This window comes from Methylobacterium sp. E-046, assembly GCF_022829625.1.
Taxonomy (GTDB): domain Bacteria; phylum Pseudomonadota; class Alphaproteobacteria; order Rhizobiales; family Beijerinckiaceae; genus Methylobacterium; species Methylobacterium longum.
In genome coordinates, this window is record NZ_JAKSYP010000238.1 from 96,580 (window position 1) to 109,458 (window position 12,879).

13 protein-coding genes are annotated in these 12,879 nt (G+C 71.1%); 3 read left to right on the forward strand and 10 right to left on the reverse strand.

Annotated elements, in window-relative coordinates:
- Nucleotides 1-137: 137 nt before the first annotated feature.
- The 6 genes from MKK82_RS25280 to MKK82_RS25305 form a co-directional block, all read right to left on the reverse strand.
- Nucleotides 138-1,031 (reverse strand): ABC transporter permease, encoded by an 894-nt coding sequence (locus MKK82_RS25280; RefSeq protein WP_238286986.1) that lies wholly within the window; start codon nucleotides 1,029-1,031, stop codon nucleotides 138-140.
- Between the two features lie 2 nt (nucleotides 1,032-1,033).
- Nucleotides 1,034-1,969 carry an ABC transporter permease gene (locus MKK82_RS25285; RefSeq protein ID WP_238286985.1) on the reverse strand — a complete coding sequence of 312 codons (936 nt, stop codon included), beginning with the start codon at nucleotides 1,967-1,969 and terminating at the stop codon, nucleotides 1,034-1,036.
- Nucleotides 1,970-2,048: 79 nt separating this feature from the next.
- Nucleotides 2,049-3,326 carry a PotD/PotF family extracellular solute-binding protein gene (locus MKK82_RS25290; protein WP_238286984.1) on the reverse strand — a complete coding sequence of 426 codons (1,278 nt, stop codon included), beginning with the start codon at nucleotides 3,324-3,326 and terminating at the stop codon, nucleotides 2,049-2,051.
- Between the two features lie 11 nt (nucleotides 3,327-3,337).
- Nucleotides 3,338-4,333 (reverse strand): ABC transporter ATP-binding protein, encoded by a 996-nt coding sequence (locus tag MKK82_RS25295; RefSeq protein ID WP_238286983.1) that lies wholly within the window; start codon nucleotides 4,331-4,333, stop codon nucleotides 3,338-3,340.
- A gap of 49 nt (nucleotides 4,334-4,382) precedes the next feature.
- A complete protein-coding gene (gene hydA / locus MKK82_RS25300; protein ID WP_243987226.1) occupies nucleotides 4,383-5,822 on the reverse strand; it encodes a dihydropyrimidinase in 1,440 nt (479 codons plus the stop codon).
- Between the two features lie 87 nt (nucleotides 5,823-5,909).
- On the reverse strand, nucleotides 5,910-6,278 hold the full coding sequence (locus MKK82_RS25305; RefSeq protein ID WP_243987227.1) for a hypothetical protein: 369 nt from the start codon (nucleotides 6,276-6,278) through the stop codon (nucleotides 5,910-5,912).
- 120 nt (nucleotides 6,279-6,398) lie between these two features.
- Between MKK82_RS25305 and MKK82_RS25310 the strand changes: the two genes are divergently transcribed.
- The 3 genes from MKK82_RS25310 to MKK82_RS25320 all read left to right on the forward strand — a co-directional run bounded on the left by MKK82_RS25310 (nucleotide 6,399) and on the right by MKK82_RS25320 (nucleotide 8,601).
- Complete coding sequence (locus MKK82_RS25310) at nucleotides 6,399-7,112, forward strand: SIR2 family NAD-dependent protein deacylase (RefSeq protein WP_243987228.1); 714 nt, start codon at nucleotides 6,399-6,401, stop codon at nucleotides 7,110-7,112.
- A gap of 218 nt (nucleotides 7,113-7,330) precedes the next feature.
- A complete protein-coding gene (locus MKK82_RS25315; protein WP_238286979.1) occupies nucleotides 7,331-7,555 on the forward strand; it encodes a hypothetical protein in 225 nt (74 codons plus the stop codon).
- Nucleotides 7,556-7,812: 257 nt separating this feature from the next.
- Nucleotides 7,813-8,601, forward strand: a complete 789-nt coding sequence (locus MKK82_RS25320) for a DUF1194 domain-containing protein (protein WP_238286978.1) — start codon at nucleotides 7,813-7,815, stop codon at nucleotides 8,599-8,601.
- Nucleotides 8,602-8,791: 190 nt separating this feature from the next.
- Here the strand turns inward: MKK82_RS25320 and MKK82_RS25325 are convergent, their stop codons facing one another.
- The 4 genes from MKK82_RS25325 to MKK82_RS25340 all read right to left on the reverse strand — a co-directional run bounded on the left by MKK82_RS25325 (nucleotide 8,792) and on the right by MKK82_RS25340 (nucleotide 12,840).
- A complete protein-coding gene (locus MKK82_RS25325; protein ID WP_238286977.1) occupies nucleotides 8,792-9,175 on the reverse strand; it encodes a hypothetical protein in 384 nt (127 codons plus the stop codon).
- A 74-nt stretch (nucleotides 9,176-9,249) separates the two neighbouring features.
- Nucleotides 9,250-11,577, reverse strand: coding sequence for a xanthine dehydrogenase family protein molybdopterin-binding subunit (locus MKK82_RS25330; RefSeq protein WP_243987229.1), 2,328 nt, complete (start codon nucleotides 11,575-11,577; stop codon nucleotides 9,250-9,252).
- The gene (locus MKK82_RS25335) at nucleotides 11,574-12,053 is read right to left on the reverse strand and encodes a (2Fe-2S)-binding protein (protein ID WP_238286975.1); all 480 of its coding nucleotides are present in this window, start codon (nucleotides 12,051-12,053) and stop codon (nucleotides 11,574-11,576) included. The genes MKK82_RS25330 and MKK82_RS25335 overlap by 4 nt, the downstream gene beginning before the upstream one ends.
- 451 nt (nucleotides 12,054-12,504) lie before the next feature.
- Nucleotides 12,505-12,840: a DUF6968 family protein gene (locus MKK82_RS25340; protein WP_238286973.1), complete on the reverse strand. Its 336-nt coding sequence runs from the start codon at nucleotides 12,838-12,840 to the stop codon at nucleotides 12,505-12,507.
- Between the last annotated feature and the right edge of the window lie 39 nt (nucleotides 12,841-12,879).

Sequence of the window (12,879 nt, forward strand, 5' to 3'; positions counted from 1 at the left end):
TACACGGATGGGGGCGGGTTGGCAATGTTGGAACGCGTCGGACCAGCGCCGACGTCACGATCCTGCCGGTGCTCCGCGCAGGTCGCGACCGGTCGGTGCGGGGCGGACCCCCTCAGGGCCGGCCGAACCCCGCCCGACTACGGGCGCAACCCCGCCAGCGCTCGCCGCGCCCGCCGCTTCTGCAGCCACAGGGTCAGGCCCAGCGCCGTGCCGATCACCAGCGCCGAGACCGCCGTGGTCACCGTGCCGAGCGCGTAGATCTCCGGCGTCGTCACCGTGGTGGTCAGGCCCTGCAGCTCCAGCGGCAGGGTGTTGCGCCCGCCGATCGCCTGGCTGGTGCGGGCGAGTTCGTCGAACGACAGGGTGAAGCCGAACAGCGCGACGCCGACCAGCGCGGGGGCGAGGATCGGCACCACCACGTGGCGGAGCGTCTGCGGACCGCTGGCGCCGAGGTCGCGGGCGGCCTCCTCGTAGGCGGGGTCGAACCGGTTGAACACGGCGAACAGGATCAGCAGGCCGAAGGGCAGCGTCCAGGTCAGATGCGCCCCGAGCGCCGAGGTGTAGAGGCCCATCAGCGTGCCGTGATCCTCCAAGAATCCCCAGCCGGTGGCGGCGGCCAGGGCCTTGATGGCGTCGTCGAGGAGCCGGAACTCCAGCCCGATGCCCAGGGAAACCACGATCGAGGGCACGATCAGGCTCGAAACCGCCAGGGCGAAGACGAGGCCGGCCCCCCGGAAGCCCTTCCGGAAGGCGAGACCGGCATAGAACGCCAGCGTCACGGTGAGCGCCATCACCACGAGGCCGAGCGCCAGGGAGCGCCGCAAAGCCGCCCAGATGTCGACGACGCCGACGCCCGCCCACAGCTTGGCGAACCAGTGGGTCGAGACCCCGTTCATCGGGAAGGTCAGGCCGCCGGACGGGCCCTGGAAGCTCAGGGCCAGGATGGTCAGCGTCGGCCCGTAGAGGAACAGGACGTAGAGCGCGAAGATTCCGCCCAGCAGGTAGAAGGCGGGGCCGCGGGGCTGGTCCATCGCTAGAGCTCCCGGCGCAGGTCGATCATCCGGGTGAGCCCCAGGATCATCAGCAGCACGGCGGCCAGCAGCACCATGGCGTTGGCGGCGGCGGCCGGGAATTGCAGATAGGCCATCTGCACCTGGATCACCTTGCCGACGCTGGCGATCTGCTGGCCCCCCATGACGCCAACGGTGACGAAGTCGCCCATCACCAGGGTGACCACGAAGATCGCCCCGATGGCGATGCCGGGCTTGGCGAGGGGCAGCACGACGTTCCGGAGGATCTGCGCGCTCGACGCGCCGCCATCGCGCGCCGCCTCGATCAGCCGCCGGTCGATGCGGGCGAGGCTGTTGAAGATCGGCACGATCATGAACACCGTGTCGAGGTGCACGAAGGCCAGCACCACCGCGAAGTCGGAGTAGAGCAGGCCCTCGATCGGCGCGCGGATCAGCCCCAGGCCGCGAAGCGTGTCGTTGACGAGGCCGTTGCGCCCCAGCAGCGGGATCCACGAGATCATGCGGATCACGTTCGAGGTCCAGAACGGGATCGTGCAGAGCAGGAACAGGCCCATCCGCACCGTGCCGGAACGGACGTGGAAGGCCAGGAAATACGCGACGGCGAAGCCGAGCGGCAGGGTGATGGCCAGGGTCAGGGCGACGAACTTCACGGTCGAGAGATAGGTGCGGACCGTGGTGCAGAGGTCGGCCGACAGGCAGCCGTCGAACAGGTCGGCGTAGTTCTGCAGGGTGAGCGCCGGGATGATCTCGTACTCGTTGTACTCCCAGAGCGACACGATCCCGGTGAGCGCCAGCGGCACCACCAGGAAGATCAGGAAGACGAGGGTCAGCGGCGCGGCCTGGAGATAGGCGAGGGCGCGCCGCCGCCACGGCGGCGTCGCGACCGGGGTCGCGGCCACCGTGGCAGGGGCTGCGGCGGGCAGGGCGAGATCGGTCATCGGGTTCGCCCCCCGCGCGCCGACGCATCCCCTCCCGCGCGGAGGGGGGAGGGTGGGGCGGCGGCGGCGCGCGGCCCGCTCACGCCGCGATGAACTCGTTCCACTTGCGCACCATGTAGGTGTTCTCGTCCATGACGGCGTTCCAGCAGGCGACCGCGCCCATGCGCTGTTCGAAGGAGCCGCCGTCGCGGGTGGCACCGGCCCTCTCGATCAGGGTGCCGTCGGGACCGAGGATGTCCTTCTCGGCGGGCTTGCCCTCCATCCAGAAGGCCCACTCGTCGGGCTGCATGTTATCCTTGGCGGTCTCCAGCACCGCCGAGTAGTAGCCCTGCCGGTTGAGGTAGGCCCCGGCCCAGCCGGACAGGAACCAGTTGATGAAGTCGTAGGCGGCGTCGAGCTTCCGGCCGCTCAGGGTCTTCGGGATGCCGAAGCCCGAGGCCCAGGCCCGGTAGCCCTCCTTGAGCGGCTGGTAGGTGCAGGGCACGCCCTGCGCGCGGACCTTGGTGACGGCGGGCGACCACATCGACTGGATCACCGTCTCGCCCGAGGCCATCAGGTTCACGGATTCGTTGAAATCCTGCCAGAAGGCGCGGAACTGGCCGGCGCGCTTGGCCTCGATCAGCACCTTGATGGTGCGGTCAATCTCGGGCTTCGTCATGTTGCCCTTGTCGCCGTAGGTGTAGTCGCCGGTCGCCTCCACCACCATGGCGGCGTCCATGATGCCGATGGACGGGATGTTGAGGATCGAGGCGCGGCCCTTGAAGGCCGGGTTGAGGAGCTCCTTCCAGCTCGTCACCGGGACCTTGATCAGGTCCGGCCGGATGCCGAGCGTGTCGGCGTTGTAGACGGTGGGGATCAGCGAGATCCACCCGGTCTGTTCGCCGGCAAACTTCTTCGACTCCTGGCCCTCCAGGTAGAAGACCTTCCTGGGTGCCGTGCCCTGGTCGCCGATCTGCTTTCCCGCCACTTCCCCCTTGGTGAAGACGGACGAGATCTTGTCGGCGAGCTTGATCCGCTTGGCGTCCATGCCCTGCAGGTTGCCGGAGGGCAGGATCTTCTTGAGGCTGAAATACTCGGCGTCGATCAGGTCGAAGGAGTTCGGCTGGGTGACCGCGCGCTTGGTCACCTCGTCGGTCACCACCGGTATGTACTCGATGGTGAGGCCGAGATCCTCCTTCACCTTCCTGGCGATGTCGGCGGACTGGTTCACTGCCGTGCCGAGGTAGCGCAGGGTCACGGGCTCGGCGGCGTGCACCGCCGGGAAGCCGGTCACCGGCGTGGCGGCCAGCGCGGCGGCTCCCTGCAGGAGCGTGCGCCGGCTCGGCTTCGAGGGCAGGTCCTTCGCGGGCAGGTCCATGGTCGTCTCCGTTACGCGTCGAGGCGGTGGGCGGCGGTCGCGTCCCAGCCCACCGGGATCGTGTCGCCCGGGCGGAGGGGACGGGCCGCGAAGGCGGCGTCGCTGAGGATCGCCGTGAGGGCGGCCGGGCTGTCGGCGGCGCGCTCCAGCCCGTCGGCGTCGAGGCCGACATGGACGCTGGTGCCCTGGTACTCGACCGCCACCACCCGGGCCGCCAGCGCCGCCGGCCCGGCCTCGGCCCCGAGCCGCATCCGGTCGGCGCGGACGGCGACCAGCCCGTCGGGCCGCCGGATGACGTTGTGGCCGCCGATGAACCGGGCCACGAAGGCGGTGGCCGGCCGCTCGAACACGGTACGCGGGTCCGCGGCCTGCTCGATCCGGCCGGCATTCATCACCACCACGAGGTCGGAGAGCGCCATCGCCTCCTCCTGGCTGTGGGTGACGTGGATGAAGGTCAGCCCCAGCTCGGTCTGGATCCGCTTCAGCTCCACCCGCATCCGCACCCGCAGGAACGGGTCGAGGGCCGAGAGCGGCTCGTCGAGCAGCAGCACCTTCGGGCCGGTCACGAGGGCGCGGGCGAGTGCCACGCGCTGCTGCTGCCCCCCGGAAAGCTGAGCCGGCAGGCGCCCGGCGAGGTGGTCCATCTGCACGAGGCCGAGCATGGCCATGGCCTTGGCCCGGCGCTCCACCTTGCCGACGCCGCGCATCTTCAGGCTGAAGGCGACGTTGTCGCGCGCGTCGAGGTGCGGGAACAGCGCGTAGCTCTGGAACATCATGGCGGTGCCGCGTTCCGCTGGCGGCGCATCGCCCACTGCCTTCGGGCCGATCACCACGTCGCCCGCGCTGGCCCGCTCGTGACCGCCGATCATCCGCAGGGTCGTGGTCTTGCCGCAGCCGGAGGGGCCGAGCAGGCAGCAATAGGCGCCGGACGGCACCTTCAGGTCGACAGCGTCGACCGCGATGGCCGCGCCGTAGCGCTTGGTCAGGCCGATCAGCTCGACATCCATGCGGTGCTCCCCCCGGAGGCTGCAGGCAAGCGGCGGGCCAGCGCGGCGCTCAAGCGTCCCGCCGCTCGGCCGGATCGACCGCCCGGTCGAGCACCCGCCCGCGTCCCGGCTCGGATAGGACCCGGCCGTCCTCGGCGATCACCTGCCCGCCCGCGATGGTCACCACCGGCCAGCCGGTGACGGAAAAGCCCTCCCAGGGCGTGTAGTCGGAGCCGTGGTGCAGGTTCGCCTGGCGGATGGTCTCGCGGCGGTTCGGGTCCCACAGGGTCAGGTCGGCGTCGAAGCCCGGGGCGATCGAGCCTTTCCGCGGATAGAGACCGTACAGCTTGGCGTGGTTCGTGGCGGTCAGCGCGGCGAACTGGTTGAGGCTGATCCGCCCCGTCGAGACACCTTCGGAGAAGAACACCGGCAGCCGCGTCTCGATGCCGGGGATGCCGTTCGGGATCCAGCGGAAGGAGGTTCTTCCGCGCGGGTTCAGCTTGCCCTGCGGGTCGTCGTAGCGGAACGGGCAATGGTCGGACGAGACCACGTCGAAGATCCCGCGCCGGATTCCCGACCACACCGCCGCCTGGCTCGCGACGTCCCGCGTCGGCGGCGAGCAGACGTATTTCGCGCCCGCCATCGGGTCGAAGGAGCCGTCATCGGGGCCGAGCCCCTTCATGTCCTCGGCCGTCAGGGTGAGGTATTGCGGGCAGGTCTCGGCCCGGATCTTCAGGCCCCGCGCCTGCGCCCAGGCGATCTGCTCGGTGGCCTCGCGGCCCGAGACGTGGACGATCACGATGGGCAGGTCGATCAGCTCGGCGTGGCTGATCGCCCGGTGGGCGGCCTCCCGCTCGACCACCTCGGGACGCGACAGGGCGTGGCCGTAGGGCGCCGTCTCGCCCGCCCGCTCCAGGCGGTCGCTCAGGTAGCGGATCGCGTCGTAGCCCTCGGCATGGACCATCACGCGGGCGCCCTGCCGCCGGGCGACGTGGAACACGTCGAGAAGCTGGCGGTCGTTCAGGACGAGGTCGTCGTAGGTCATGAAGACCTTGAACGAGGTGTAGCCGTCGGCCACCAAGGCCGGCAGCTCCTGGCCGAGCACCGCCTCGGTCGGGTCCGAGATAATCATGTGGATCGCCACGTCGACGTGGCACTGGCCCTCGGCCCTGGCCCGGTAGGCGTCGACCGCCCCGCGCAGCGAGCCGCCCCGGGGCTGGATCGCGAAGGGCATCACGCAGGTGTTGCCGCCCGCCGCCGCCGCCCGGGTGGCGCTGGCGAAATCGTCCGCCATGACGATGCCGGGGCCGGATTCCTGGGCGATGTGGACGTGGCTGTCGATCCCGCCCGGCAGGACCAGCAGGCCAGAGGCGTCGATCACCCGCGCGGCGTCGGCGATGGTTTCCGCCACCGCGACGATCCGGCCGCCGCGCACGCCGACATCGGCCCGCACCGTGTCGCTCGCCGTGACCACCGTGCCGCCGCGGATGGCAAGGTCGAACTCGGGCATGCCGCTCACTCCTCCGCGCCGTCGGGCGCGCCGGGCCGATGCAGGGTTCGCGCCGATTCGGGCGGGCGCGGTCGGCACGGCAGGAGGTCACGGGCAGCCGCGCGGGTCGCAGCCGCGCGGGTCCAGGGGATCCCGGATCGGGCACGGGCGCTCCCGGGCGCGGGATGTTCCCCCTTCGCCCGGACGCCGTGAACGGTGATCCGGATTCCCGCGCGACGAGCGCGGCGGCGTGACCGGCGGCAGCGCAGCGTCGGTGAGCGGGGCGCTCTCGCAGTTCCCCGGAACCCGGGCCCGGGGCGCCGCCAGGCGGGCGCAGCGGGCCTCGTGGGTGGTGCCGGCGTAGCCGTCGAGGAGCCCGGCCCGCGCCGCCAGCAGCGGGACATCGGCGTCGGTCCAGAACGGCCTGCGCCGGAAGGATTCCTGGACATCGATGACCAGCAGCGCAACATCGGACATGTCCTGTCTCCCGCTCGGTGACGCGAGCCGCAGCATCCCCGGCCGGAACGCAGCGCGACAGAAATCCCGCCGCCGACCAGCGGACATGTCCGGCCAATCTCGAGCGAGCAGGAGCCGCGCGTGACGAAACATCCCCGGACGATCTTCGTGCTGACCGGGGCCGGCGTCTCGGCCGAGAGCGGGCTCGGCACGTTCCGGGACCGCGGCGGGATCTGGGCGCGGTTCGATCCCATGAAGCTCGCGACCCCGGAGGCCTACGCGGCCGACCCCGACACGGTCCTCGACTTCTACGACCACCGCCGCCGCGGCGTGATCGCGGCCGAGCCCAACATCGCGCACGTCGCCCTGGCCCAGGCCGAGGCGCGCTGCGCCGACCGGGGCGGGCGGCTGTTCCTGTGCACCCAGAACGTCGACGACCTGCACGAGCGGGCCGGCTCGCGGGCGGTGACCCACATGCACGGCGAACTGCTCAAGGCGCGCTGCTGCGCCTGCCGCGCCGTCACGCCCTGGCGCGCGGATCTGGGCCGGGCGGACCGATGCCCCGCCTGCGGTACCGGAGGCCGGATGCGGCCGGACGTTGTCTGGTTCGGCGAGATGCCGATGCACCTCGACGCGATCGAGGCGGCGCTCGCGGAGGCCGACCTCTTCGTGGCGGCGGGCACCTCCGGGGCGGTCTACCCGGCGGCCGGCTACGTGCGGCAGGCCCGGGCGCGGGGCATCCCGACCCGCGAGATCAACCTGGAGCCGTCCGACACCGCCGACGCCTTCGACGACGCCCGCTACGGGCCGGCGAGCACCGCTCTGCCGCGCTACCTCGCGGATCTCGGGCTGTGACCGCCGGGCCAGCCGCGCCGGCTCGGCGACCCCGACGGGCCCGGCGGGAGGCCGGGATTCTCCGACGAGGACCCCAGTCTCAACGGCGGCGAATCACATCCGCGCGACCTGTCAAGAACTGGTCGGACCGTTACCCACCGGTTACAACGGCCAAGCTCGGGCTCGGCGTCGCGGCCCTCCTGAGCGTTCGTTGAAGCCACAAGGGGAAGCTACGACCCATGCAGAACTTCACCGTAACCGACCGCGAGCGTGACACCGTTCTGGCGGCGTTGCGCTATTACCAGTTCTACCGGATGCAGGGACATCCGTTCGACCCACGCCAGGACCACCTGATCGATACGATTGCCGGGCAGACCGGCAACGCCCTGGATCTCACCGAGATCGACGACCTCTGCGCCGGCCTGAACGGCCACCGCCACGCGCTGGCCGCCGCCGCCGCCTGAGGGCGGCGATCCGGCGTCCCGCGGGGCGCGCCGAGACGGAGCCGGGAGGCGCTTCCCCGAGACGAGCGGTACCGCCGCCGGGGACGGTTCCCGCGCCGGGCCCGGGCGCGACACCCGGGTCCCGCCACCCCCCCGCCGCGGTCTCGCCGCGGCCGGGACTCCCCCGAAAAGGCCGGTTTCGCCCGGCCGGGAAACATGCCCTAACGGGTCACGCGCCCGTCCTCCGGCCGCGGGGACCGGGGGCGCCGATGCCGACGATGCGGACGGGTTCGGGACGCCTCCGCGGCGGCGTGATGCGCGCGGCCAGTGCCCTGTGGCTCGCCCTGCTCCCCGGCCTGCCCGCCGCCGCCGCGCCGGAGAGCGTCGCCACCGCGCTGGTCGTCGCGGTCGACGTCTCGCAATCCGTCGACGATGCCCGCTTCCGCCTGCAGATGGAGGGCATCGCCGAGGCCCTGGAGGACCCGTCGGTGATCGGCGCGATCACCGGCACTCCGGGCGGGATCCTGTTCGCCATGGTCACCTGGGCGGACCGGGCCGACCTCGCGGTCGGCTGGCGGCGGATCGCCAGCCGGGCCGACGCCGCGGCCGCCGCGGCCCTGGTGCGAGCCACGCCCCGGCAGGCCGGCGAGTTCACCTGCCTCGGCCAGATGTTTCGGACGGTCGCGGCCGGCGTGCTGCCGGCCCTGCCGGTCCCGGCCGAGCGCGTCGTGGTCGACGTCTCGGGCGACGGGATCGACAACTGCACCGATGCCGGCAGCCTCGCGGAGGCGCACGCGGCGCTGCTCGCCACCGGCGCGACGATCAACGGCCTGCCGATCCTGGTGCCGGGCGAGAACGACGTGGTCGGGGCGGGCGCCTACCGGGCGCCGGGCTACGGCCTGCTCCCGACGCCGCTGCCGCAGGAGCGCACGAGCCTGGAGCAATGGTACCGCGCCCACGTCATCGGCGGCCCGGGGGCGTTCCTGCTGGCCGCGGCCGGCTACGGCGACTTCTCGCGGGCGTTGCGGCGGAAATTCGTGATCGAGATCAGCGCCCTGGGGCGGTAGGGGCGGCAAGCCCGGCAGGACGTCGTGGAGGCCCCCGCCTCATCCTGAGGTGATCCGCGTCCGCGGGTCTCGAGGGAGGGCTCCTGCGCGGCCACCGCACCGCTCGCGGCGCCTCAGGACGAGGTGCCCGTTGGATCAACGGGGATGTCGAGCCGCACTTGCGAAGCCTTCGGCGGGTTCCCCCGGGCCCTCACGGCGCCTTCTTCAACTGCTGCTCGGCGCGGGTGAGCGCCGCCTCGCAGCCGTTCGCGTCGCCCTTCGAATCCGCGGTGCGCGCCTCCTCCAGGGCGACCTTCGCCTGCTGGGCGGCGTCGGCCCCCTGGCCGGCCTGGGCCGACTTCTCCGGCGGCGCCTCGGGGGATTCCTTGTCCCGCTGGCCCTCCGTACCGGTGATCCCCTCACCGCCGCGCTTGGCGGCGTTGCCCTGGCCGCTGGTATTGGCAGAGATCGACTGGCTCACCTCGGACTGGACGCGCTTCGACACGCTGTCGATCCGGTCGCCGCAGGGCGAGGCGAGGGCGGGGGCCGCCGTCAGGATCAGGGTCAGGCAGGCGGTCAGGGCGGGACGCATCATCGGGTCGGGTACTTTCCAAGAGAATGGGGCCGCGGGTTCCCCCACGGCCCCAACGCATCGCGCTCGGCGACGGTTCAGGCGCTCAGCTGATCGCGGATCGGCAATTGCCGGACCCGCCGGCCGGTGGCCGCGAAGATCGCGTTGGCGATCGCCGGCGCCACCGGCGGCACGCCGGGCTCGCCGACGCCGCCGAGCGGCCCGTCATAGGATCCGGTCGGCACGAGATGCACGCGGACCAGCTTCGGGGCGGCGTCGATCCGGAGGACCTCGTAGCCGTCGAAGTTGTTCTGCACCGCCCGGCCCTGCTTGAAGGTGATCTCGGAGGTGAGGGCGAGCCCCATCCCCATGACCACCGCGCCCTCCATCTGCGAACGGATGCGCTCCGGGTTCACCTGCGGCCCGCAATCGACCGCGATGTCGATCGCCTTCACCTTCACCTGGCCCTTGTCGTCGACCTCCACCTCGGCCGCGACCGCCGTGTAGGTGACGAAGCTGTAGTGGCCGGCGATGCCGAGGCCGGCGCCCTTGGGCATCTGCCGGCCCCAGCCCGCGCCCTTGGCGGCCGTCTCGATGACGCCGCGCAGGCGGCCGGTGTCGATCGGGTAGCGCTTCGGGGCCTCGCCGTAGTTCCAGACGTCGCCGATCTCGGTCGGGCTGATCTTCCGGTCGGGGCCGATCAGCTCCAGCAGGTACTCCTTCGGCTCGCGGCCGGCGGCGTGGGCCAACTCCGACACGAAGGACTGGATCGCGAAGGCGTGCGGGATGTTCGACACCGAGCGGAACCAGCCGATGCGGACATGGGCGGCGGCCTCGGGGTTCTCCAGCCGCAGGTTCGGGATGTTGAACGGCGTGTTGACCAGCCCCATCCCGAGTTCGAACGGCAGCTCGTGCTTCGGATCGGGCGCGAAGATCGAGCCGATCGTCGGCGCCACCGAGCGGTGCAGCCACGCCACCGGCAGGCCCTTCTCGTCGAGGCCGGCCTCCAGGTGCTCCACCGAGATCGTGTGGAAGAAGCCGTGGTGGAGGTCGTCCTCGCGGGTCCAGGCGAGCTTCACCGGCGCGCCGCCGACGGCCTGCGAGCAGAGCGCCGCCTCGACCACGTAGTCGGGCTTGGACTTGCGCCCGAAGCCGCCGCCGAGCAGCGTGACGTTCACCTTGACCTTGTCGTCGGGGAGCTTGAGCGCCTTCATCAGGCGGTCGTTGGCCGCCTGCGGACCCTGGACGCAGGCCCAGGCCTCGCAGAACCCGTCCTTCACGCGGGCCACCGCGGCCGGGGGCTCCATCGGCGCCTGGGCGAGGTGGGGCACGAAGTACTCGGCCTCGAGCTTGGTCTTGGCCTTGGCCATCGCGCCGTCGACGTCGCCCTGCGTGCGCACGACCTTGCCGGGCTTGCGGGCCGCGGCCTCCAGCTCCTTGCGGAACGCGTCGGTGTCGTAGCCGGCGTTCGGGCCGTCGTCCCAGGTGATCTTGAGGGCGTCGCGCGCCTTCATGGCCGACCACGTGTTCTTGGCCACCACCGCGACGCCGCCGAGCGGCATGAACTCGGACGGGATCTCGCCGCCGTCGATCTTGAAGATCTTGACGACGCCCGGGACCTTCTTGGCCTCGCTGTCGTCGAACGACTTCACCTTGCCGCCGTAGACGGCCGGGCGCGCGACGACCGCGTACAGCATCCCGTCGAGCTTGGTGTCGAGGCCGTAGACGGCCTTGCCGGTGGTGATGTCGAAATTATCGATCAGCCCGACCTTGCCGGTGCCGATGTAGCGGAAGTCCTTCGGGTCCTTCAGCTTGACGTCGGTGGGCACCGGCAGCTCGGCGGCGGCCTTGGCGACCGCGCCGTAGCCGAGGGTGCGGCCCGACTTGGCGTGAGTCAGCGTGTGGTTGACGGCCGTGACCTCGGAGGCCGGCACGCCCCACTGCTTGGCGGCGGCCTGGATCAGCATCAGCCGCGCGGCGGCGCCGGCGTGGCGGAAGTGCTGGAAGAAGTGGCGGGTCGAGCGCGAGCCGTCCGTGTCCTGGTTGCCGAAGCGGGTCTCGTCGCCCCAGGCCTGGACCACCTTCACCTTCGACCAGTCGGCCTCCAGCTCGTCGGCGACCGTGAAGGCCACCGAGGTGCGGATACCCTGGCCCATGTCGGAGCGGTGGTTGGTCACCGTGACGGTCCCGTCCGGCGCGATCGCGACGAAGACCTTCGGGTCGTCCCGCCAGCCGTGCGGCATGCCGTCGGCGCCGAATTTCTGCTCCTTCTGCTCCTGGGTCTGGGTCTCGTCGGCCCGGGCGGGACGCAGCGAGAGGGCCAGCACCAGGGCGCCGGCGCCGCCGAGGATGCCGCGACGGCTGACATTGTCGAGGGTCGGCTTGGTCTTGGTGAACTCAGCGGTCAGCTTGGCGTCGTGAATCACAGGCGCTCTCCCTTGGTGGCGGGCGCCGTCTGGCCGGCGGCCTGATGGATCGCGGTGCGGATGCGCGGGTAGGTGCCGCAGCGGCAGATGTTGCCGCTCATCGTGGTGTCGATGTCGTCGTCGGTGGGCTTGGGCGTGTCCTTGAGCAGGGCGGCGGCCTGCATGATCTGGCCGCACTGGCAGAAGCCGCACTGGGCGACGTTCTGGTCGCGCCACGCCACCTGCACGGGGTGGTTGCCGTCCGGCGACAGCCCCTCGATGGTGACGACCTCCTGGCCGGCGGCGGCCGAGACCGGCGTGATGCAGGCGCGGGTCGCCGCGCCGCCGAGATGGATGGTGCAGGCGCCGCAGAGCGAGACGCCGCAGCCGAACTTGGTGCCGGTGAGCCCAAGCTCGTCCCGCAGGTACCACAGCAGCGGCATGTCGGGGTCGCCGTCGAAGCTGCGCGCAGCCCCGTTCACGGTGAGTTTGATCATCGATGCGTCCTGTCTGGCGGCGCCGGAGCGGCGATCAGTCGGGTCCGAGCCGGGCCCTAAGGCCAAGGCCGGCATGGCCGGGTCACGCGTGCCGATGCGGGGAGGACCGCCAGGCCAACGCTCAAGCTCAGAATAATAAATATTCTAAAACAGGCCCCGTCCCGGGCGCAACGCACGGACAGGGCCGGTCATCCTCGCTTGGTTGCGCTCAGGTCATGCCGCGTGCGGCGGCGCACATGAAGTGAGCGGCCGTGGGAACGACCAGAGATCGTGTCCGCTCGGCCGGCGCGGCCTTTCGAGCCGTGCCGTCGAGCGTTGCAAGATCAACCTGCCGAGCACAGGCCCGGATCCCGGTCTGAGGGAGGAGCGGTGCCGCGGCTTCGGCGGCCTTTCGCCCGCGCTGCCTCACGGTCCGCGACGGTGTCGACCCGCCGGCACCCGGGTCCGGCGCTCACCCGTCGAAGATCTTGTCGTCCCCGATCAGAAGATAGCGCCCGTTCTTCGGCATGGGGAAGCCGTAGCCTCTCCCGGGCTTGTCGAACACCAAGATGCCTGCCTTGTGATAGGCGCTCGCATAAAGAGTGATGCCGATTTTCTGGAGCGTGAGGTGGAGCGCTTGAAAGGTGTCCACGCCAGCGCCGAAGCTCTCTTCCGGAGCGGTCGGCCATTCAATCGTATAGCGGCAGATCCAAATCCCGTCCGTGTCTTCAGGTGCGTGCATCGTAATCTTGCACGCCTTGGGCTCGGATCCGTCCTCTATCGACAGAGATCGCTCCGCGATCACCATGGCTCAACCTCGCGTAGTTGCGAGGAATCGTTTGGCGGC